This is a genomic window from Bradyrhizobium sp. WBAH42 (assembly GCF_024585265.1).
Lineage (GTDB): Bacteria > Pseudomonadota > Alphaproteobacteria > Rhizobiales > Xanthobacteraceae > Bradyrhizobium.
Genome location: NZ_CP036533.1, coordinates 1,031,959 through 1,052,196 on the forward strand (window position 1 = coordinate 1,031,959; position 20,238 = coordinate 1,052,196).

Below are 20,238 nucleotides of genomic sequence, written 5' to 3' on the forward strand. Positions count from 1 at the left end.
GCTGGTGCAGGCCCGCGAGAGCAAGGTCGCTGTCCCGCCGCTCGCCTGGGTCGGCATCGCGCTGTTGCTGCTCGCGCTGCAGGCCGCGATCCTGCTTGCGATGGGCCGCGTGCCGATCTGCACCTGCGGCACCATCAAGCTGTGGCACGGCGTGGTGAACAGCTCGGAGAATTCCCAGCAGATCGCGGACTGGTACACGTTCTCACACGTCCTGCACGGCTTCCTGTTCTACGGCCTGACCTGGCTGCTGTTCGCACGATTGCCGTTCCTGCATCTCTCCTGGCCGGCACGGCTGATCATCGCGATACTGATCGAAGGCGCCTGGGAGATCGTCGAGAACTCGCCCTTCATCATCGAGCGATACCGTGCCGGCACCATCTCGCTGGATTATTACGGCGACAGCATCCTCAATTCGGTCTCGGACAATCTGGCCATGATCCTCGGGTTCCTGGCCGCGCGCGCGCTGCCTGTCACCGCGACCGTGCTGCTGGGGCTGGCCTTCGAGATCGTGCTGGCGCTCCACATTCGCGACAATCTGACGCTCAATATCCTGATGCTGATCCATCCGATCGAGGCCGTGAAGCAATGGCAATCCGGCCCGCCGATCATCTGACCCAAAATGCGGCTTGTCCTTGGCTGCCTCCCGCCCTAGCTAATCAGACATGACAGACTTCTCCCCCCGCGAAATCGTTTCCGAACTCGACCGTTTCATCGTCGGCCAGGGCGACGCCAAGCGCGCCGTCTCGATCGCGCTGCGCAATCGCTGGCGCCGGCAACAGCTGACCGGCTCCCTGCGCGAGGAGGTGCTGCCGAAGAACATCTTGATGATCGGCCCCACCGGCGTCGGCAAGACGGAAATCGCGCGGCGGCTCGCCAAGCTCGCGAATGCGCCGTTCCTGAAGGTGGAGGCGACCAAGTTCACCGAGGTCGGCTATGTCGGCCGCGACGTCGAGCAGATCATCCGCGATCTCGTCGAGGTCGCGATCGCGCAGGTGCGCGAGAGGAAGCGCAAGGACGTGCAGGCGCGGGCCCAGCTCGCCGCCGAGGAGCGTGTGCTCGACGCGCTGGTCGGCGCCAATTCGAGCTCGGCGACGAGGGAATCCTTCCGCAAGAAGCTGCGCGCCGGCGAATTGAACGACAAGGAAATCGAGATCGAGACGCAGTCGTCCGGCGGCGGCATGCCGATGTTCGAGATCCCGGGCATGCCGGGCGCCCAGATGGGCGCGATCTCGATCGGCGACATCTTCGGCAAGCTGGGCGGCCGCAGCAAGACGCGGCGGCTCACGGTGGAAGGCTCGCACGAAATTCTCGTCAACGAGGAATCCGACAAGCTCCTGGACACCGAGCAGCTGACGCTGGAAGCGATCAGCGCGGTCGAGAACAACGGCATCGTGTTCCTCGACGAGATCGACAAGATCTGCGCCCGCGATGGCCGCGTCGGCGGCGACGTCTCCCGCGAGGGCGTGCAGCGCGACTTGCTGCCGCTGATCGAAGGCACCACGGTCTCGACCAAGCACGGCGCGGTCAAGACCGACCACATCCTGTTCATCGCCTCCGGCGCCTTCCACGTCGCCAAGCCGTCCGACCTGTTGCCGGAATTGCAGGGCCGCTTGCCGATCCGCGTCGAATTGCAGGCGCTGACCCGCGACGACATGCGCCGCATCCTGACCGAGCCCGAGGCCTCGCTGATCAAGCAATATGTCGCCCTGATGCAGACCGAGGGCGTGACGCTCGACATCGCCGACAGCGCCATCGATGCGCTGGCCGACATTGCGGTTGCCGTCAATTCAACGGTCGAGAACATCGGCGCCCGGCGGCTGCAGACCGTGATGGAGCGGGTGCTGGACGAGATCTCCTTCACCGCCCCCGACCGCAACGGCGAGACCGTCCGGCTCGATGCGGATTACGTGCAAAAGCACATCGGCGACCTCGCCAAGAACGCGGATCTGAGCCGGTTCATTTTGTAATTTGGAGCGGTCACGCTATTGATGCGGCGTGACCGTACGCATCCTGCAAAATCCCTGGCGGCTCCTGCTCGCGATCAACGCGGCGGTCATCGTTGGCGTCTTCGTCCACAAGATCCAGCTGCCGCCTTATGTCCCCTACATCCATCTGCTGGTCGATTATCATTTCGGCTTCATCAAGCGCGCGCTGATCGGGGCAATCGTCGCGCTGTTCACGGCGAAGGTGCCGGTGTGGCTGGTGTTCGCGCTCGGCGGGACGACGTGGCTTGCAACGCTGGGCCTTTATGCCAGGCTCTTCCAGAACACGTTCGGCTTCTCCGCGAAAACACTGCCGCTGTTCGTCTTCACCGCGGGCTCGCCGTTCTTCCTGAAGAATTTCATGCACACGCTCGGCCATTTCGACATCTATGGCTGCGCGCTGGCGATCATCCTCTTGCTGATGCCGGCGGGCTCGCTGGTCTTCGTGGCGACGGCTGCTTTGTTCTCGATCATTCTCGTGCTGATCCATCACATTCATCTCTTGATGTATGTGCCGACGATCATCACCATCGTCGTGATCCGGCACTACCTCGCTTGCGGCTGTGATCGCAGCAATGTCGTCTTCGGTGTGATCGCCCTTGCCGCCGTCTCGGCGCTGTTCTTCGCCGCGCAGTTTATGGGAACGATGCCGATCCCCGAAGCGGACTTCATCGCCTATCTGAAGAGCCGGATGGCCGATCCGGCGCGCACCGACCTCTTGCAATTCGCCTACATCTGGTACCAGCCGCTGGCCAAAGAAGTTGCCGACACCTGGAGCCGTCTGCCGCACAACATCCTCGGCGTGCCCGTGTTCGCGCTGCTGATCTGGCTGCACACGCCGCTATGGCGTTTCTTCGCGAGCCTGATCGGTGCGCTCGCGAGCGAGCGGCACAAGCGGCTCGTCATCGCCGCGCTGGTCGGCATCAGCGTCGCCTATCTCGTGATGTTCGCGATGGTGTTCGACTATTCGCGCTGGATCTCGAACTGGGCGGTCTGCATGTTCCTGATCCTGCATGCCGTGACGATGCTGCCGGCCAAGCAGGAAGCGCCGCTGATTCCGGCCGAGGATCGAAAGACCAACATCTTCGGCTTGATACTCACGCTGATCCCGCGCGTTGGAATCGTTCGCCCGTTTTAGGCGGTGCGCTCCCTCTCCCGCTTGCGGGAGAGGGTTGGGGAGAGGGCTCTCTCCGCAACCAAAAGCCCCCAAGAGGACAGAACCCTCACCCGCCGCGCTTTCGCGCGCCGACCTCTCCCGCAAGCGGGAGAGGTTGCACCGAACTCGCCCGCCAGAACTCTCTACCCTCGCGCTCGCCTGATCCGCACATACAGCGCCCCCTCGCCGCCATGGCCGATCGCGGCTTCCTCGAAGCCGACGACGAAGGCGCGGAATTCGGGCAGGCTGAGCCATTCCGGCACCTGGCGGCGGAGCACGCCGCTTTCGCCGCCGCTGCGTCCCTTGCCGGTGATGACGAGCACGAAGGTGAGGCCGTCCTGACGGGCGCGGTGCAGGAAGCCGGCCAGCGCGCGATGGGCGCGCATCTGGGTCATGCCGTGCAGATCGAGCCGCGCGTCGATCTCGCTGCGGCCGCGCGACAGCTTTGTCCGCTCGCGCTTGCCGAGCGGCGCAAGCGGCGGAATCGACGGCTTTGCGGCGCGCGGCGCCGGTGCAGCGGCAACCGGCCTTGCCGGTAGCGAAGTCCTGGTCACCTGGGTCCCGGGCGAAGGCTCGGCGCGCGGGGCATGCGCCTTGACCGCGCGATGCTTCCGCAGCGGCTTGACATGCTTTGCAACGAGATCCCAGAGCTCGCGCTCTTCCTCGCTGAGCGCGCGACGGCGCGGCGAGGGGCGAGGCTCCAGCACGGGCGGACGGGAGGGTCGCTTCATTGCGGACGGTGAGGACGATTCTTCGCCGGACGGCGCGGCTCAGGGGCAGGCTCGATCGCGGGACGCGGCACCGGCAGCGGAACGGGGCCGGCGACGGCGACAGTTTCGCTCTTGCCTTGCGCCGCCGCGGCGACAGGCGTGCCGGTCTTTGCCGGATCGGTCTGCGGAAACAGCTTTGCGATCTTCTCCGAGGGCCTGGGGTCCGGGATCGGCAGCTTCGCGGCTCGCGGGGCGGGATCGAGACTCTTCGGCACCAGCATCACGAAATGCATGGGGTGGCGCAGCCGGCCGGAGACGCGGCCGGCATCCGCGCCGGCGCCGAAAAACAGATCGGCGCGTGCGGGACCGATGATGGCCGAGCCGGTGTCCTGCGCGATCATCAGCCGGTGGAACGGCGTCTTGGCGCGCTCGGACTCGATCGGCAGCTCGCCCTCGATGAAGAACGGCGTGCCGTAGACATGAAGCGATTTGTCGACCGCGATCGAACGTCCCGCAGTCAAGGGAATGCCTTGCGCGCCAACTGCCTCCTCCTTGTCGGAGAGGTTGACCTCGCGGAAGAAGATGTAGGCGCGGTTCGCGCGGCGCAGCTCCTTGGCGCCTTCAGGATTCTGCGTCATCCATTCCCTGATCTTCTGCATCGACATCTCTTCCCTCGGAATGATGCCGCGCTCGATCAGGATGCGACCGACCGCCGTGTAGGGATAGCCGTTATAGGCGTCGTAATTGAGCCGAACCGAGCTGCCGTCCTCGAACTTGATCCGCGCCGAGCCTTGGATCTGGGCGAACAACAGATCGGTCGGATCCTTCAGCCAGGCGATCTCGAGCCCGCGGCCCGCGATCTTGCCGTCCTCGATCTCGCCGCGGTCGTAATAGGGCACCAGCTTGCGGCGGCCGATCTTGCGATAGACCGGGCCTTTGTTGGGCAGGCTGACCGAGTCCTGCTTGTAGCCGCGCACGAACAGGTTCGAGGGGCGGCGATAGACCGGCACGTTGTAGACATCGGTCTGTGTCCGCGATCCCTCCAGCACCGGCTCGTAATAGCCGGTGACGAAACCGTCGGGCTCGCCGAGCCGCGAGATCCGCAGCGGCGTGAAATTCTCCTCGAAGAAGGTCTTCGCTTTGCCGTCGTCGGTGAGATCGAGCGTCTTGGCGGCCCGGCAGGGCTCAGCCAACGAGGCACCCAAAGCCTTGGATTCGGCCTTGGGTTCGGCCGCGCCGCTCTGCGCATTGATCGACTTGCAGCTGGCGCGGAAGGTCTTGTACGCCGTGAGATGATTGTCGTCGCCCCAACCCTTCACGTCTGCCCAGGCCAGCGGCAGATATTGCGCGCCGGGAATTTCGAACGGCAGGGAGAGCTGTGGATAGGGCAAGGCCCGCGGCGGAGCGGCAGGCGTTCGTGGCAGATGATGGTAGTGACTGCGGTGATGACGCCGCGCCGCCTCGGCACCGAGCGAAAACGACGACAGCACGACGGCGCCTGCGCAAAGCGCCGTCGCGCTGTTCTTCAGGAAAGTCTTAATTCGCGCTTCCGGTGCCAACCAGCTTCCAGTTCGGATCGCGAGAGGAGGTGTCGCGGGCGAAGGTCCAGATATCGGTGATGTCGGCGACCGTCTCGGCGCTGCCATCGACGATGTTGCCGGTCTTGTCGCGGGTGACCGAGATCATCTGCGAGACGAAGCGCACGGTCAGCTGCGCGTTGCGGTCGCGCAGCTCGGCGCCGACGAGCTCGGCCTTGTCGATTGAGACGAAGCGCGTCTCGGTCCTCTGCTCGTTCCTCTCGCGTTCCTTGATCGCGGCGTCGAAGCTGTCATAGACGTCCGACGACAACAGATCGCGCAGCGCGCGGCGGTCGCCATTGGCGAAAGCCAGCACGATCATCTCGTAGGCGCCGCGCGCGCCCGAGAGGAAATGGCGCGGGTCGAAGCTGGAGTCTTTCTCGACGATGGAATCGAGACCCTGCGCCAGCGCAGTGCCCGGCTCGGCCAGCCCCTTCCAGCGATCGGCCGGTGCGGTCGGCTCGGCCGTCGGCGCCAGCGGCGCCTGGTCGATCACCTTGCCCGGCACGGTCACGACGTTGTTGTCCTGGGCACCTCCCAGCGCATTGCGGGCGGCGGTGCGATCGAACGGCGGCCGCTCATTGCCCGTGCGCTGCCCCAGCACGCTACGCAGCCGCAAGAAGATGAAGACGGCCAGCGCCAGGAATATGATGGTGTAGATGTCCACGTCGTATCCGCTTTCTGGTCTTTTCAGGGCTCGTTGCCGGGAAAATCAATCCGGCCAGTAGACCGTTCCTTTCGGAAACGGCAAGTCTACATCACCATATTAGGTCCGCGTCAGGTCCGTGGGATGTAGGCACGAAATCTTGCCCGGCCAATGGCGCCTTTTGGCACAGCGCCAAGTGTAGCGCGTTTTATGCTTAAGGGGAAACCCGATCCTGGCCGGAAATCGCGCATCTTCAATCACTTAAGGCGAAATTTCGCGGAAAAGGCAGGATGAGCGTCCAAGGCGCGAGCGCGGGCCGAATTCCCGGTCCGGGACCGTTCGTCCTTGTGGAACGAGCCGGCCCTATGTTAGCCAACCGCCGCGAAATTCAGCCCCAATCGGGTAAGGAGACACTTTCATGACCAACGGTAACGGCACCCCTCCCGAGGCGGCCCAGGCTCCCCAGCTCAACGTGCTGGCGCAATATACCAAGGACCTCTCGTTCGAAAATCCCAACGCGCCCGGCTCGCTCCAGCAGCAGAGCCAGCCGCCGCAGATCAACATCCAGATCAACGTCAGCGCCAACAATCTCAGCGAACAGGAATTCGAGGTGACGTTGTCGGTCGAGGGCAAGGCCGAGACCGCAGGTAAAGTGATGTTCTCGTTCGAGCTCGCCTATGCCGGCGTGTTCCGGATCGTCAACGTGCCCAAGGAGAACCTGCATCCGCTGGTCATGATCGAGTGCCCGCGCCTCTTGTTCCCGTTCGCACGCGAGATCATCGCCACCGCGGTGCGCGACGGCGGGTTCCCACCGCTGATGCTGGATCCGGTCGACTTCGTCGGTCTGTACCGCCAGAACATGGAGCGACAAATGGCCGCTCAGGGTCAAGCCGGTCAGGCCTGAGCGGCGACCGCCACGGCTGGAGCGGGCAGGTACTCGTTCCAGATCGCCTTGTCACCCATGGTCGCGATGAAGGCCCGATGGGCCTCGCGCTCGGCTTCAGAAATCCGCGGCGTGAGCGGCACCAGACGTTGCCGCCGCGGCGCATCGCCAGCGCTGTGGACCCTGATCTCCTCGGTGTCGGAGGCCAGCAGCAGCTGCGACTGCCGCGCTCCAACCAGATCGACATAGACCTCGGCGAGCAGCTCGGCGTCCAGCAGCGCGCCGTGCTTGGTGCGGTGTGAATTGTCGATCGAATAGCGCGAGCAGAGATCGTCGAGCCGGTTGGACACGCCGGGATGCTTGCGACGCGCCAGCAGCAGCGTATCGACCAGGCGCTCGCGCGGGATCGCAGCGCGCTCGATGCGGTCGAGCTCGGCGTTGATGAAGCCGATATCGAACGAAGCGTTGTGGATCACCAGCGGGGCGTCGCCAATGAACGCGAGAAAGTCGTCGGCGACCTCGTGGAACAACGGCTTGGTCGCCAGGAATTCGGACGACAATCCGTGCACCGCAAACGCTTCCGCCGGCATGTCCCGCTCAGGGTTGATATAGACGTGGTACGTCTGTCCGGTCGGCATGCGGTTGAAAATCTCGACGCAGCCGATCTCGACCAGTCGATCGCCGCGCAGCGGATCGAGGCCGGTGGTTTCAGTGTCGAGGACGATTTCGCGCATGTCTTTAAGAAGCCGTGTGAGGTGGCGAATCAGATCCGCCGCTGCGGCATCTTAACGACCTCGGCCAGGATGTGCGCGATTTGGGCGCGCACCGGGTCAAGGCCGTGTGAGGTATCCACCACGAAATCGGCCCGCTTGCGCTTCTCGGCATCCGGCATCTGCTTGGCGATGATGGCATCGAGCTTGGCCTCGTCCATCGTGCCGCGCGCCAGCACCCGCTGGCGCTGAAGCTCCGGCGAGGTCGAGACCACGACCACGGCATCGACCCGCTTCTCGCCGCCGGTCTCGAACAGCAGCGGGATGTCCAGCACGACGACCGGCACCTTGGCTGCCTCGGCATCGGCAAAGAATTTCTGCCGGGAAGCGCCGAGCATGGGATGAACGATCTGCTCGAGCTGCTTGATGGCGGCGGGATCGTGCACGACGCGCGCCGACAGCTTTTGCCGGTCGACCTTGCCGTTCGCGGTGGTGCCGGGGAAAGCGGCCTCGATTGCGGGGGCAGCCTCACCCTCATAGAGCTGATGCACGGCGGCATCGGCGTCGTAGACGGGAACGCCGGCCTCCGCGAACAATTTCGCGGTGGTGGATTTGCCCATCCCGATCGAGCCAGTCAGTCCGAGAATCCGCATCAGCACCCAGCCTTCTGTCGCATCTACACCGCAATTAGCTGCTCGCTCCGCAGATACGCAAGCAGCGGCAGCAGCGGTAGGCCGAGAATGGTGAAATGGTCGCCCTCGATGCGCTCGAACAGATGGATGCCGAGGCCCTCGAGCTGATAGGCACCGACGGTTCTGGTCACGGCCTCGCCGGCGGCGTCGAGATAGGCCGAAAGCTCGGCTTCGCTCATGGGCCGCATGGTCATGCGCGCCACGGAAACGTCCTCGAACACGATCCTGCCATCCTGCGCCACGGCGACGGCTGAATTCAGCTCGTGCGTCTGACCGGCGAGATCGCGCAATTGCGCCAGCGCCTGGGCGCGGCCGGCCGGTTTGTTGAAGAGACGGTTCCCGAGGGCCAGCGTCTGGTCGGCGCCGATCACATAGTGTCCGGGATGACCGGCAGAGACCGCTCTGGCTTTCTCGCGCGCCAGCAACAGGCCGATCTCGCGCGGGTCCGAAAGTTTTGACGCGGCCTGAATGCCGCGCTCGTCGATATCAGCGATGACAGCTACGAATTCGAGCCCGGCATTGGCCAGCAGCATTTTGCGCGCGCTGCTTTGCGAGGCCAGGATCAACGGACTTTTGCCGCGCCACAAACTCATCGGCGACACTTACTCGGACGGCCGGTTGCGCTGGCGGTCACTATACAGCTTCATGATCGCCGCCGCGGTTTCCTCGATGGAGCGGCGCGTGACGTCCAGCAGCGGCCAGTCGTGCTTGGCGCTCAGCTTGCGCGCGAACGCGACCTCCTCGGTGACCGACTGCTTGTCGGTGTAGGTATCGCTGCCGGACTCGGCGCCCATGGAAAGCAGGCGATTCTGACGGATCTGAATCAGGCGTTCCGGCGTCGCGTGCAGGCTGACGACCAGCGGCCGCGTCAGCGTCTCCAATTGCGAGGGCACGGGGATGCCCGGCACCAGCGGCACGTTGGCGGTGCGGATACCGCGATTGGCCAGATAGATCGAAGTCGGTGTCTTCGAGGTCCGGGACACGCCGACTAGGACCACATCGGCCTCGTCGAGACCTTCGACGTGCTGACCGTCGTCATGGATCATCGTGTAGTTCAGTGCGTCGATGCGCTTGAAATATTCCGCGTTGAGCACGTGCTGGGCGCCGACACGGCCGGTGGTCGCAGCGCCCAGATAGGCTTCGAACAGCTGCATCACCGGCCCGATGATCGAGAGGCTCGGAACATTGATTTGCTTGCACTTGTCCTCGAGTCTGGCGACCAGATCCTTCTCGAGCAGCGTGAACAGCACGATCCCCGGTGCTTCCTCGATCTCGTCGAGCACGCGGTCGAGCTGCTTCTGGCTGCGCACCAGCGGATAGACGTGCTCGACCGGCGTCACGTTGGCGTATTGGGCCGCGACCGCGCGCGCCACGGTGATGAGCGTTTCACCCGTGGAGTCCGAGACCAGGTGGAGATGGAAATAATTGTTCGAGGTCGGCACAAAAACCCTTTGAATTTCGTTGGGGTGGTTTGTGGATTTCTGTGGAGCTTAACCTCTCGGAAAGGGATGCGCGACACCAGGGGCGGGACAAGCGGCGATTTTCTTCACACTGCTGCCGGTCAGGACAAGTCCGGCGCCCCACCGAGAGGGAAACGGGATTGCGCGGACAAGTCCCTTGATAAGCTGCCGATACAAACGCGCAAGCCTTTGAAGCCGACTGACTTATCGGAAGTCGACAAAGGCTGTCCGGAATATGTGGATGGATGTGAACAAGCGCGCGCGAACGCGCGGACGGAATTGCGTGAGTCCAATCCACGGTCACATAGACTCAAACCTTAAGAATCTAAGATTCTAGATTTGAGGAAGGCGCTACGGACGGATATGTGTGCGGGGTAAGACCTTAACGAGTTCTTACTATCCCCAGCGCTCCCGAGCTGCACAGCAACCCGGACCGTCGAAAATGTTCGAAGACGTCTATCTCTGGATCAAGGCGCTGCACGTGATCGCCGTCATCTCCTGGATGGCCGGCATGCTCTATTTGCCGCGGCTGTTCGTCTATCACTGCGAGGCCGAAATCGGCTCGAAGCAGTCCGAGACGTTCAAGGTCATGGAACGCCGGCTGCTCAAGGCGATCATCAACCCCGCGATGATGGTCACCTGGCTCGCCGGGCTCTATCTCGCCTGGTCCGGACATTGGTTCTCGTTCGGCTGGCTGCACGTAAAACTGGCACTGGTCCTGGTGCTATCGGCGGTCCACGGCTTTTTTTCCCGCTGGGTCAAGGATTTTGCCGCTGATAAGCGTCCACGAAGCCAGAAATTCTATCGGATTATCAATGAGGTGCCGACCGTCCTGATGATTTTCATCGTCGTCATGGTGATCGTGAAGCCGTTCTAGGCATACCCCGCGGCGATTAGCTCAGCGCTTCGGCTTGCGGAGCGTTGAGCGATTTTCTATATTAGCGATATCCCACCCAACGCAGGCGGATGTGGTTGTGTCCGAGCCTTCCAGAGGCCGGACACCGCATCAGGTTTGAAGCCTCACCGGCGCTTAACCTTGCCAGACCTGCGGACCTTACCTGCACCTGCTCGCGTCCGCATTTCAGAGCCACCTCGCACCCCCCTCTTTTTCAGGTTACCCCACAGGACCACCCCAATGCGGGAAATCAAACTCCAGGACCTCAAGTCGAAAACCCCGGCCGAGCTGGTCTCGTTCGCGGAAGAGAACGGGGTCGAAAACGCCAGCACCATGCGCAAGCAGGAGCTGCTGTTCGCCATCCTCAAGCAGCTCTCGCTGGCCGAGACCGATATCGTCGGCGAGGGCGTCGTCGAAGTGCTCTCCGACGGCTTCGGCTTCCTCCGCTCGCCCGATGCGAATTATCTGCCGGGTCCGGACGATATCTACGTTTCGCCCTCGCAGATCCGCCGTTTCGGCCTGCGCACCGGCGACACCATCGAAGGTCATATCCGCAGCCCGAAAGAGGGCGAGCGCTACTTCGCGCTGCTGAAGGTCAACACGCTCAATTTCGAGGACCCGGAAAAGGCCAAGCACAAGGTCAATTTCGATAACCTCACGCCGCTGTTTCCGAATCAGCGTTTCCGCATGGAGATCGACGATCCGACGCGGAAAGACCTGTCTGCACGCGTGATCGACATCGTTGCGCCCATCGGCAAGGGCCAGCGCGCCTTGATCGTGGCGCCGCCGCGAACCGGCAAAACCGTGCTGATGCAGAACATTGCGCACTCGATCACCCACAACCATCCCGAATGCTATCTGATCGTGCTCTTGATCGACGAGCGTCCGGAAGAAGTCACGGACATGCAGCGCTCTGTGAAGGGCGAGGTGGTGTCCTCGACCTTCGACGAGCCGGCGGTGCGCCACGTTCAAGTCGCCGAGATGGTGATCGAGAAGGCAAAACGCCTGGTCGAGCACGGCCGCGATGTCGTGATCCTGCTCGATTCGATCACGCGCCTCGGCCGCGCCTACAACACCGTGGTGCCGTCATCCGGCAAGGTGCTGACCGGCGGTGTCGACGCCAACGCGCTGCAGCGTCCGAAGCGCTTCTTCGGCGCGGCCCGAAACATCGAGGAGGGCGGCTCGCTGACCATCATCGCGACGGCGCTGGTCGATACCGGCAGCCGCATGGACGAAGTCATCTTCGAAGAGTTCAAGGGTACCGGTAACTCCGAGCTGATCCTGGACCGCAAGGTCTCGGACAAGCGCACTTTCCCGGCGATCGATATCTCGCGCTCCGGCACCCGCAAGGAGGAGCTCATCACCGATCCGCAGGTGCTCAAGAAGATGTACGTGCTCCGCCGCATCCTCAATCCGATGGGTACGATGGACGCGATCGACTTCCTGCTCGACAAGCTGCGCTCGACCAAGAGCAATTCGGAGTTCTTCGACTCCATGAACACCTGAGGACACTGCAGCAAAGACTTCGAGGGCGCCTTCGGGCGCCCTTTTTATTGTGCAGCTTTGCTGCAGCGAAGATGCAGCATGGAAGACATCCCGCTGCTCGGATCTTCGACCTTGGATGTCTAGTAATCTGTTGATATTAAAGCTAAATATTTGAAATCGGGTCAGTCCTCCCGTGTGCTTATCAGGCAAAGTGCAGCAAAACGCCCGCAGTTATTGTGCATCGCAATATTCGATTTGCTGCATGATCTTGTGCAGCAAAACACGGTTGGCTCGTCCGGAAAACGGACGTTTGCGTTTTCGGCGGCAGCCGGACAAATAGGCCATGCATCCGCGAGAGCAGACCATTTTTGCGCTGTCATCGGGGCGGGCGCCCAGCGCGATCGCCGTGGTCCGCGTCTCCGGCGCGCAAGCCGGCTTGGCGGTGACGACGCTTGCGGGCCGGTTGCCGGCGCCGCGACAGGCGAGCCGGCGGCTGCTCCGGGACGGCGCAGGCCAGCCGATCGACGATGCGGTCGTGCTCTGGTTTCCGGGACCGGCCAGCGCGACGGGCGAGGACATTGCCGAATTTCACGTCCATGGCGGCCGGGCGGTGCTGGCGGCGCTCTTCGCCGCTTTTTCAGATATTCCGAATACGCGCGCGGCGGAGCCCGGCGAGTTCACCCGGCGCGCCTTCGAGAATGGCAAACTCGACCTGACCGAGGCCGAGGGCCTCGACGACCTCATTCACGCCGACACCGACCGCCAGCGCCGTCAGGCGCTACGCCAGCTGCAGGGCCTGCTCGGCGACCGCGCGCGCGACTGGCGCGAGCGCATCATCGAGGCCTCCGCGCTAATCGAGGCCGGCATCGATTTTTCCGATGAAGGCGACGTGCCCGCGGAGCTGAGGGCGCCGGCGGTGAAAGCGATCAAGTCGCTTCACGACGAAATCACAAAAGTGCTTGCGGCACAGGGACATTCCGAACGGCTGCGCGATGGCCTGGTGGTTGCGATCGCGGGCGAGCCGAATGTCGGCAAGTCGACGCTGATCAACCAGCTGGCGCGCCGCGAGGTCGCGATCGTCTCGCCGCATGCCGGCACCACGCGCGACGTGATCGAGGTGCAGCTCGATCTCGATGGCTATCCGGTTACGGTCATCGACACTGCCGGCATCCGCGAGACCGATGATCCCGTGGAGCAGGAAGGCGTGCGCCGGGCCCGCGCGCGAGCCGAGGACGCCGATCTGGTGTTGTGGTTGGTGGAGGGCGGGCAAGCCCTCGATCTCGACACAATGCGCTCGCGCTGGACATCCGCGGACGGTGGTGCTTCATCCGGCGGCTCGGTCTGGATCGTGCGCAACAAGATCGATCTCGGCGGGGGCGGTGGAGCGGGGCCAAGCGGCGAGTTCGGGATCTCGGCAAGCCGGGGCGACGGCATCCCCGAGCTGGTCGACGCGCTGGTGAGATTCGCTTCCGAGTTCTTCGGGACCACCGAGGGCGCCATGGTGACCCGGGCCCGCCAGCGAGACTTGTTGAGCCGGGCCTCAGACAGCTTGCGCCGAAGTCTGGACCTTGTAGAAGACGGCGAGGAGCTCGCGGCCGAAGAGCTGCGGGCAGCGGCCTATGCCTTGGGCCGGCTCTTGGGCCGCGTGGACGTCGAGGACGTCCTTGGCGCCATCTTCCAGAAATTCTGTATCGGAAAGTAACGCTAGTACTTGATTGTAAAACTAGCCCTTGTTCCATTTCTTCTGTTTCACGTGAAACATGGGCGGGTCCTCGCTTTGTTTACTTGAAACGCCGCTCTCTCCCCGTCATTGCGAGGAGCCCTTGCGACGAAGCAATCCAGACTGCCTCCTCCACGAGATCCTGGATTACTTCGCTGCGTTCGCAATGACGGAGCATGACGCGGTACGTGGCGCCCCCCGACTAGCAGCTAAAGCGGCGCGGTGAGGGCATGTGACCGGATGTCTGGTCGAGCATCGCTCGGCCTAGGAGGCCATATTTGTTTCACGTGAAACACCAGATGGATCAATGCACATCCTACTGTGCATGGGCTTGTTTTTCGCGAAAATGGTTCCGACTTGGGGCTTGCGCCTGTTTCACGTGAAACGCCGCTCCCGAGTTTCCACTTCCGGCTTTCCCAGCTCTGAGCTAGAAGTCCGTCCATGCGAACAGAGCGAGAGAGTTTCGACGTCATCGTCATTGGCGGCGGCCACGCCGGCTGTGAAGCCGCGGCTGCCGCTGCCCGGATGGGTGCGGCGACCACTCTGGTGACGCACCGTTTCTCCACGGTCGGCGCGATGTCCTGCAATCCCGCCATCGGCGGGCTCGGCAAGGGCCATCTGGTCCGGGAGGTGGATGCGCTCGACGGTCTGATGGGCCGTGTCGGCGATGCCGGCGGCATCCAGTTTCGCGTTCTCAATCGCCGTAAGGGCCCCGCTGTGCGTGGCCCCCGGGCTCAGGCAGACCGAAAGCTCTACGCGGCGGCGATGCAGGCGGCGATCCGGGAGACCGAAGGCCTCTCCGTCATCGAGGGTGAGGCCGACGAGCTGATCGTGGTCGATAACCGGGTGACCGGACTGCGCCTAGCGGACGGCCGGGAGCTTCGGGCAGGGGCCGTTGTCGTGACCACCGGCACCTTTCTCCGTGGGCTGATTCATCTCGGTGAGAAGAACTGGCCCGCCGGCCGGGTCGGCGAGGCGCCTGCAATGGGCCTTTCCAGCTCTTTCGAGCGCGCTGGCTTTACCCTCGGACGTCTCAAGACCGGCACTCCGCCGCGTCTCGACGGCACCACGATCGACTGGTCGGCGGTCGAGATGCAGCCCGGCGACGAGCCGCCGGAGCCGTTTTCGGTGATGACCGAGCGGATCACGACGCCGCAGATCCAGTGCGGGATCACCCGGACCACGCCGGCGACCCATGAGGTGATCCGGGCCAATGTCCATCGCTCCCCGATGTACTCCGGCCAGATCAAGAGCTCCGGGCCGCGTTATTGCCCCTCGATCGAGGACAAGATCGTCCGCTTCGGCGACCGCGACGGCCACCAGATCTTCCTGGAGCCGGAAGGGCTCGACGATACGACCGTCTATCCCAACGGCATTTCGACCTCGCTGCCGGAGGAGGTGCAGCTTGCGATCCTTGCCAGCATTCCCGGCTTGGAGCGGGTGAAGATGGTTCGCCCCGGCTATGCCATCGAATACGACCACATCGATCCGCGCGAGCTCGATCCGACCCTGCAGACCAAGCGTCTGCGCGGGTTGTTCCTGGCCGGGCAGATCAACGGCACCACCGGATATGAGGAAGCCGCCGGGCAGGGCATTGTTGCCGGCCTGAATGCGGCGCTTTCCGCCAGCGGTGCCGCGCTCACCGTGTTCGATCGTGCCGACGGCTATCTCGGCGTGATGATCGACGACCTCGTCACCCGCGGGATCAGCGAGCCCTATCGCATGTTCACCTCGAGGGCCGAGTACCGGCTGACCCTGCGGGCCGACAATGCCGATCAGCGTCTGACCGAGAAGGGCATCGCCCTGGGGTGCGTCGGCAGCGCCAGAACCCGCCATCATCGCGCCAAGATGGATGCGTTGAACGCCGCCAGGACGCTCTCGAAGTCCCTGACCATCACCCCGAACGAGGCGATCAAGCACGGGCTGTCGCTGAACCGGGATGGCCAGCGCCGTTCGGCCTTCGAGCTGATGGCCTATCCGGAGATCGGCTGGAGCCAGGTCCGCGCGATCTGGCCGGAGCTGTCGGCCATCGATCCCGTCATCGCCACCCATCTCGAGATCGACGCCAAGTACGACGTCTATCTGGAGCGCCAGAGCGCCGACGTCGAAGCCTTCCGCCGCGACGAGGGCATGGTGCTGGCGGACGTCGATTACCATCTCGTTCCCGGTCTCTCCAATGAAGTGCGTACCAAGCTGGAGAAGGCACGACCCTTCACCGTCGGCCAGGCCGGCCGCATTGACGGTATGACGCCGGCGGCGCTCGGCATTCTCGCGGCCTATCTGCGCCGCGAGGCACGAAAGACTTCCAAAGCAATCGCATAAAGCCAATCGCATAGGCGTTTCACGTGAAACAGCGCGGATCGGGCGGGGATCGACCGCCAACGCGACGACCCCAAGCGGGCGAGGGCGCTGGGCGCCGAATGGAGGCGGGACCGGTCAGCCCAACGGCCAGTAAGGCCGTTGCCAACGACAAGGCGCTCGATTCCATCATCGCCGCTGACAAGATCGCTGCCCTCAAGCTGGCTCCCGTTTCACGTGAAACCGAGGAGCGGCTCGATCGCTACATTGCGCTGCTGCGGGAGTGGCAGGCCAAGACCAATCTGGTCGCGCCCTCGACCTTGCCGCAGCTCTGGACCCGGCACATCGCCGACTCGCTTCAGCTGATCGATCTCGCGCCGGCCGCAAAGCGCTGGGCCGATCTCGGCAGCGGTGGCGGATTTCCCGGGGTCGTGCTCGCCTGCGCCATGGCCGGCACACTTGGCGCGAGCGTCCATCTCGTCGAGCGAATCGCCAAGAAGGCCGCCTTTTTGCGCGAAGCGATCCGCGTCACCACATCTCCGGGAGTCGTACATCTCGCTGAGATCGGGGATAATGTGGATAGAATCACCGGCCCCGTCGATTGCGTCACCGCGCGTGCACTGGCTCCGCTACATCAACTCATCGGCTTTGCGGAGCCGCTGATGCGCCAGGGCGCAAAGGCGTTATTTCTCAAGGGTCAAGATGTAGAGGCTGAATTGACCGAAGCCGCTAAATATTGGAATATTCGGCCGCAGCTCCACCAAAGCCGCACGGGCGACGGGTGGATCGTGGAGCTCAATGCCGCCGAACGGCGCGGCTGAGGGGTGAGTGGGGAATCGCGATGAGCGTGATTGACGAACCGCAGCAAGAACAGACGGCCCAAAAGTCCGATGAGGTCCCCCATGGCCATCCGCGCATTCTCGCGCTGGCGAATCAAAAGGGCGGCGTGGGAAAGACAACCACAGCGATCAACCTCGGCACGGCGCTCGCTGCGATCGGCGAGCGCGTCCTGATCGTCGATCTCGATCCGCAGGGCAACGCCTCGACCGGCCTCGGCATCGATCGCCGCAACCGCTCCTGCTCGACCTATGACGTGCTGATCGGTGAAGCGCCTCTGCGTGAAGCCGTGGTCTCGACCGCGGTGCCTCGGCTGCACATCGCACCCTCGACCATGGACCTCTCCGGCCTCGAGCTCGAGCTCGGCACCACGCCCGGTCGCGCCTTCAAGTTGCGCGACGCGATCGGCGCGCTCAACAACAACGTCTCGCCTGACGCCGACTACACCTACGTGCTGATCGACTGCCCCCCCTCGCTCAACCTGCTCACGGTCAACGCGATGGCGGCGTCGGATGCGATCCTGGTGCCGCTGCAGTGCGAGTTCTTCGCGCTCGAAGGTCTGTCGCAACTCTTGCAGACCGTCGAGCAGGTGCGCTCGACGCTCAATCCGAACCTGTCGATCCACGGCATCGTGCTGACCATGTTCGACTCGCGCAACAACCTGTCGAACCAGGTCGTCGCCGACGTCCGCCAGTTCATGGGCGAGAAGGTCTACAAGACCATGATCCCGCGCAACGTGCGCATCTCGGAAGCGCCGTCCTACGGCAAGCCGGTGCTGGTCTATGATCTCAAATGCGTCGGCAGCGAAGCGTATTTGCGGCTCGCGACCGAAGTGATCCAGCGCGAGCGCGAGCTGCGCACGACGCATTGACGCTCCCGTAGGGTGGGCAAAGGCGTTTTCCGCGCCCACCGTCCTCCGCACACAATCGGTGGGCACGCTTCGCTTTGCCCACCCTACGATAATTCAGTTCTGGAGTGCTGCACCGTGAATCCAAGGGAGCTGGCGATGGCCGATGAAGCGCGTTCGCGACTGGGCCGGGGTCTTGCAAGTCTGATCGGTGACGTCGGCGGCGAGGCCCAGCATGTCGATCGTCCGCGCGCGCAGCGCAAGGTGCCGATCGAATTCATCAAGGCCAATCCGCGCAACCCGCGCCGCACGTTTTCGGACACCGAGCTGAAGGAGCTCTCCGACTCCATCAGGCAGCATGGCGTGATCCAGCCGATCGTGGTGCGGCCCGTGAAGGGCGCGCAGGATCGCTACGAGATCATCGCCGGCGAACGACGCTGGCGCGCCTCGCAAATGGCCGGCCTGCACGAAGTGCCGATCGTGCCGGTCGACATCAGCGACAGCGACGCGCTGGAATTCGCGATCGTCGAGAACGTCCAGCGCGAGGACCTCAACCCGATGGAGGAGGCGCAGGGCTATCACGCGCTCGCCAACGAGTTCAAACGCAGCCAGGACGACATTGCCAAGGTCGTCGGCAAGAGCCGCAGCCACGTCGCCAACATGATGCGGCTGACCAAGCTGCCGGCGGAGGTGCAGGCCTTCATCGCGACCGGCGAGCTGACGGCCGGCCACGCCCGCGCGTTGATCGGCGTGCCCGATCCGCTCGCTGCCGCCAAGCGCATCGTCGAGGAAGGTCTCAACGTCCGCCAGGCCGAGGCGCTCGCGCACGAAGAGGGCGTGCCAGAGCGCAAGCCGCAGAAGGCGCGCGCCAACGGGGGCAAGGAAAAGGACCCCGACACGATCGATCTGGAGAAGCGCGTCAGCGACGCGCTCGGCCTCAAGGTCACCGTCAACCACCGCGATCCCGGCGGCTCCGTGCAGATCAACTACCGCAACCTCGATCAGCTCGACGAGGTGATGAAGCGGCTGGCCAAGGGCGCGCTGTAGACCGAATCCTCGGGCGTCGTTCCCACGTTCGAGGACGTCAGGGCGTGCGTGGGCGCGCAACTATTTCCACATCGTCATTGCGAGCGCAGCGAAGCAATCCAGAGTCCCACTGCGGAACGATTCTGGATTGCTTCGCTCCGCTCGCAATGACGGGTGGAGACAGCTGCGCTCGCAATGACGTGGCGAGAGAGCGGGGGCCTATCCCCGCCGCTTCGCGTTCGCGGCGATCGCCATCAGCGCGCGCTGGGCGATGGCGGCGGCGAGGGTGGACTGCTTGCGGGTGTCGAGCGCGGCGGTCGCGAGCTGCTCGATCACAGCGGCGAGCCGCGCCGGGCTGAAATTGCGCAGCGCGGTTTCGACTGCAGGCTTTCGAGAAAAATGCAGGCGCGGATAGCCGCCCTCGAGCACGGCGGAGGCTGGCGTGCCGTCGGCGATGGCGAGCGCGGATTTGTGCAGCCACGCGGCCTGGCGCTGGGCGGCCGAGATGATCACGCCGGGGTAGGTCCCGGCGATCATCGCCTTGGCAAACTCGGTCTCGACGATGTCGGGCCGCCCGGCGAAGGCGCCGTCGACGATCGGATCGAGCTTCAGCTCGGAGGCATCGGCGACCACGGCCATGACGTCATCCAGCGTGACCTCACCCTTGCCGTGGGCGTAGAGCGTCAGCTTGCGCAGCTCGTTGCGCGAGGCCTGGCGGTCGCCGCCGAGGAACGACATCAGCGCCGCGCGGGCGTCCTGCGCGATGCGCAAATTCGCGATGCGCAGCTCGTCGTCCATCAGTTTGGCAAGATCGCGCTCGGTGTCGGGATAGCAGCCGATCGCGACCGCCGTTTTGGCTTTCTCGCAGGTCTTGCGCAGCGGCGATTCCGGGCGGAGCTCGCCGGCCTCGATCACGATGCGGCAATCCTTCACGTTCATCTCGGCCAGCGTCTCGATGCCGCTGGCAAAGCTGCGCGAGCCGGCGCGAACGCGGATGGCGCGGCGGCCGCCGAACAGCGGCACCGTCATCGCCTCGTCGACGAGGCGCGACGGCTCGGCGGAGAGCTCGTCGCCGTCGAGCTTGACCAGCGAGAACGGGTCGTTGGGATCGTCGACGCTGGACGCGATCAGCGCATCGGCGCGCTCGCGCACCAGACCGGCATCAGGACCGTAGAGCAGGATGATCGGACGGCCCGCATCAGGGCGGGCGAGGAAGGCGTCGATCTCTTTTCCACGCAGTGCGACCATTGGGGCTAACCGTCGTTCCGGGCGCGCGTGGCGCGAACTACGGTGCGCAATTGCGCACCAGAGAAT

General features: G+C 64.0%; 19 protein-coding genes. 11 read left to right on the forward strand and 8 right to left on the reverse strand.

Annotated elements, in window-relative coordinates:
- The first annotated feature begins 1 nt into the window (after nucleotide 1).
- Genes DCG74_RS04890 through DCG74_RS04900 form a run of 3 tightly spaced genes read left to right on the forward strand, consistent with a single transcriptional unit; the run spans nucleotide 2 to nucleotide 3,120 of the window.
- Nucleotides 2-613 (forward strand): DUF2585 domain-containing protein, encoded by a 612-nt coding sequence (locus tag DCG74_RS04890; protein ID WP_210268432.1) that lies wholly within the window; start codon nucleotides 2-4, stop codon nucleotides 611-613.
- A gap of 49 nt (nucleotides 614-662) precedes the next feature.
- Nucleotides 663-1,967 carry an ATP-dependent protease ATPase subunit HslU gene (gene hslU / locus DCG74_RS04895; protein WP_172787816.1) on the forward strand — a complete coding sequence of 435 codons (1,305 nt, stop codon included), beginning with the start codon at nucleotides 663-665 and terminating at the stop codon, nucleotides 1,965-1,967.
- Nucleotides 1,968-1,995: 28 nt separating this feature from the next.
- Complete coding sequence (locus tag DCG74_RS04900) at nucleotides 1,996-3,120, forward strand: hypothetical protein (RefSeq protein WP_172787817.1); 1,125 nt, start codon at nucleotides 1,996-1,998, stop codon at nucleotides 3,118-3,120.
- 161 nt (nucleotides 3,121-3,281) lie between these two features.
- On the opposite strand, the gene DCG74_RS04905 is transcribed toward DCG74_RS04900, so the two are convergent.
- The 3 genes from DCG74_RS04905 to DCG74_RS04915 are packed head-to-tail and all read right to left on the reverse strand — an operon-like array spanning nucleotide 3,282 to nucleotide 6,092.
- On the reverse strand, nucleotides 3,282-3,869 hold the full coding sequence (locus DCG74_RS04905; RefSeq protein WP_172787818.1) for a Smr/MutS family protein: 588 nt from the start codon (nucleotides 3,867-3,869) through the stop codon (nucleotides 3,282-3,284).
- A complete protein-coding gene (locus tag DCG74_RS04910) occupies nucleotides 3,866-5,407 on the reverse strand; it encodes a murein transglycosylase A (protein ID WP_172787819.1) in 1,542 nt (513 codons plus the stop codon). Before DCG74_RS04910 ends, DCG74_RS04905 begins: the two co-directional genes overlap by 4 nt.
- Nucleotides 5,385-6,092, reverse strand: a complete 708-nt coding sequence (locus tag DCG74_RS04915; RefSeq protein ID WP_172787820.1) for a Tim44/TimA family putative adaptor protein — start codon at nucleotides 6,090-6,092, stop codon at nucleotides 5,385-5,387. Before DCG74_RS04915 ends, DCG74_RS04910 begins: the two co-directional genes overlap by 23 nt.
- A gap of 397 nt (nucleotides 6,093-6,489) precedes the next feature.
- Here DCG74_RS04915 and secB point away from each other — a divergent pair, with 397 nt between their 5' ends.
- Nucleotides 6,490-6,975: a protein-export chaperone SecB gene (gene secB, locus DCG74_RS04920; RefSeq protein WP_172787821.1), complete on the forward strand. Its 486-nt coding sequence runs from the start codon at nucleotides 6,490-6,492 to the stop codon at nucleotides 6,973-6,975.
- On the opposite strand, the gene dnaQ is transcribed toward secB, so the two are convergent.
- The 4 genes from dnaQ to DCG74_RS04940 are packed head-to-tail and all read right to left on the reverse strand — an operon-like array spanning nucleotide 6,966 to nucleotide 9,798.
- On the reverse strand, nucleotides 6,966-7,718 hold the full coding sequence (gene dnaQ, locus DCG74_RS04925) for a DNA polymerase III subunit epsilon (protein ID WP_257187582.1): 753 nt from the start codon (nucleotides 7,716-7,718) through the stop codon (nucleotides 6,966-6,968). The genes secB and dnaQ overlap by 10 nt on opposite strands.
- Entirely contained in the window at nucleotides 7,718-8,317 is a 600-nt protein-coding gene (gene coaE / locus DCG74_RS04930) for a dephospho-CoA kinase (protein ID WP_172787823.1), read from the reverse strand. Before coaE ends, dnaQ begins: the two co-directional genes overlap by 1 nt.
- Nucleotides 8,318-8,340: 23 nt before the next feature.
- Nucleotides 8,341-8,949 carry a nucleoside triphosphate pyrophosphatase gene (locus DCG74_RS04935; RefSeq protein WP_172787824.1) on the reverse strand — a complete coding sequence of 203 codons (609 nt, stop codon included), beginning with the start codon at nucleotides 8,947-8,949 and terminating at the stop codon, nucleotides 8,341-8,343.
- Nucleotides 8,950-8,958: 9 nt separating this feature from the next.
- Complete coding sequence (locus tag DCG74_RS04940) at nucleotides 8,959-9,798, reverse strand: pyruvate, water dikinase regulatory protein (RefSeq protein WP_100233242.1); 840 nt, start codon at nucleotides 9,796-9,798, stop codon at nucleotides 8,959-8,961.
- Between the two features lie 460 nt (nucleotides 9,799-10,258).
- Between DCG74_RS04940 and hemJ the strand changes: the two genes are divergently transcribed.
- The 7 genes from hemJ to DCG74_RS04975 all read left to right on the forward strand — a co-directional run bounded on the left by hemJ (nucleotide 10,259) and on the right by DCG74_RS04975 (nucleotide 18,945).
- On the forward strand, nucleotides 10,259-10,693 hold the full coding sequence (gene hemJ / locus DCG74_RS04945) for a protoporphyrinogen oxidase HemJ (RefSeq protein ID WP_172787825.1): 435 nt from the start codon (nucleotides 10,259-10,261) through the stop codon (nucleotides 10,691-10,693).
- 258 nt (nucleotides 10,694-10,951) lie between these two features.
- Nucleotides 10,952-12,217: a transcription termination factor Rho gene (rho, locus tag DCG74_RS04950; RefSeq protein WP_011083462.1), complete on the forward strand. Its 1,266-nt coding sequence runs from the start codon at nucleotides 10,952-10,954 to the stop codon at nucleotides 12,215-12,217.
- Nucleotides 12,218-12,539: 322 nt separating this feature from the next.
- The gene (gene mnmE / locus DCG74_RS04955; RefSeq protein ID WP_172787826.1) at nucleotides 12,540-13,898 is read left to right on the forward strand and encodes a tRNA uridine-5-carboxymethylaminomethyl(34) synthesis GTPase MnmE; all 1,359 of its coding nucleotides are present in this window, start codon (nucleotides 12,540-12,542) and stop codon (nucleotides 13,896-13,898) included.
- 459 nt (nucleotides 13,899-14,357) lie between these two features.
- Nucleotides 14,358-16,238: a tRNA uridine-5-carboxymethylaminomethyl(34) synthesis enzyme MnmG gene (gene mnmG, locus DCG74_RS04960; protein WP_172787827.1), complete on the forward strand. Its 1,881-nt coding sequence runs from the start codon at nucleotides 14,358-14,360 to the stop codon at nucleotides 16,236-16,238.
- Between the two features lie 98 nt (nucleotides 16,239-16,336).
- Entirely contained in the window at nucleotides 16,337-17,035 is a 699-nt protein-coding gene (gene rsmG / locus DCG74_RS04965; RefSeq protein WP_172787828.1) for a 16S rRNA (guanine(527)-N(7))-methyltransferase RsmG, read from the forward strand.
- 20 nt (nucleotides 17,036-17,055) lie between these two features.
- The gene (locus tag DCG74_RS04970; protein ID WP_172787829.1) at nucleotides 17,056-17,922 is read left to right on the forward strand and encodes a ParA family protein; all 867 of its coding nucleotides are present in this window, start codon (nucleotides 17,056-17,058) and stop codon (nucleotides 17,920-17,922) included.
- A gap of 135 nt (nucleotides 17,923-18,057) precedes the next feature.
- Complete coding sequence (locus tag DCG74_RS04975) at nucleotides 18,058-18,945, forward strand: ParB/RepB/Spo0J family partition protein (RefSeq protein WP_172787830.1); 888 nt, start codon at nucleotides 18,058-18,060, stop codon at nucleotides 18,943-18,945.
- Between the two features lie 198 nt (nucleotides 18,946-19,143).
- Here the strand turns inward: DCG74_RS04975 and holA are convergent, their stop codons facing one another.
- The gene (holA, locus tag DCG74_RS04980; protein ID WP_172787831.1) at nucleotides 19,144-20,172 is read right to left on the reverse strand and encodes a DNA polymerase III subunit delta; all 1,029 of its coding nucleotides are present in this window, start codon (nucleotides 20,170-20,172) and stop codon (nucleotides 19,144-19,146) included.
- Between the last annotated feature and the right edge of the window lie 66 nt (nucleotides 20,173-20,238).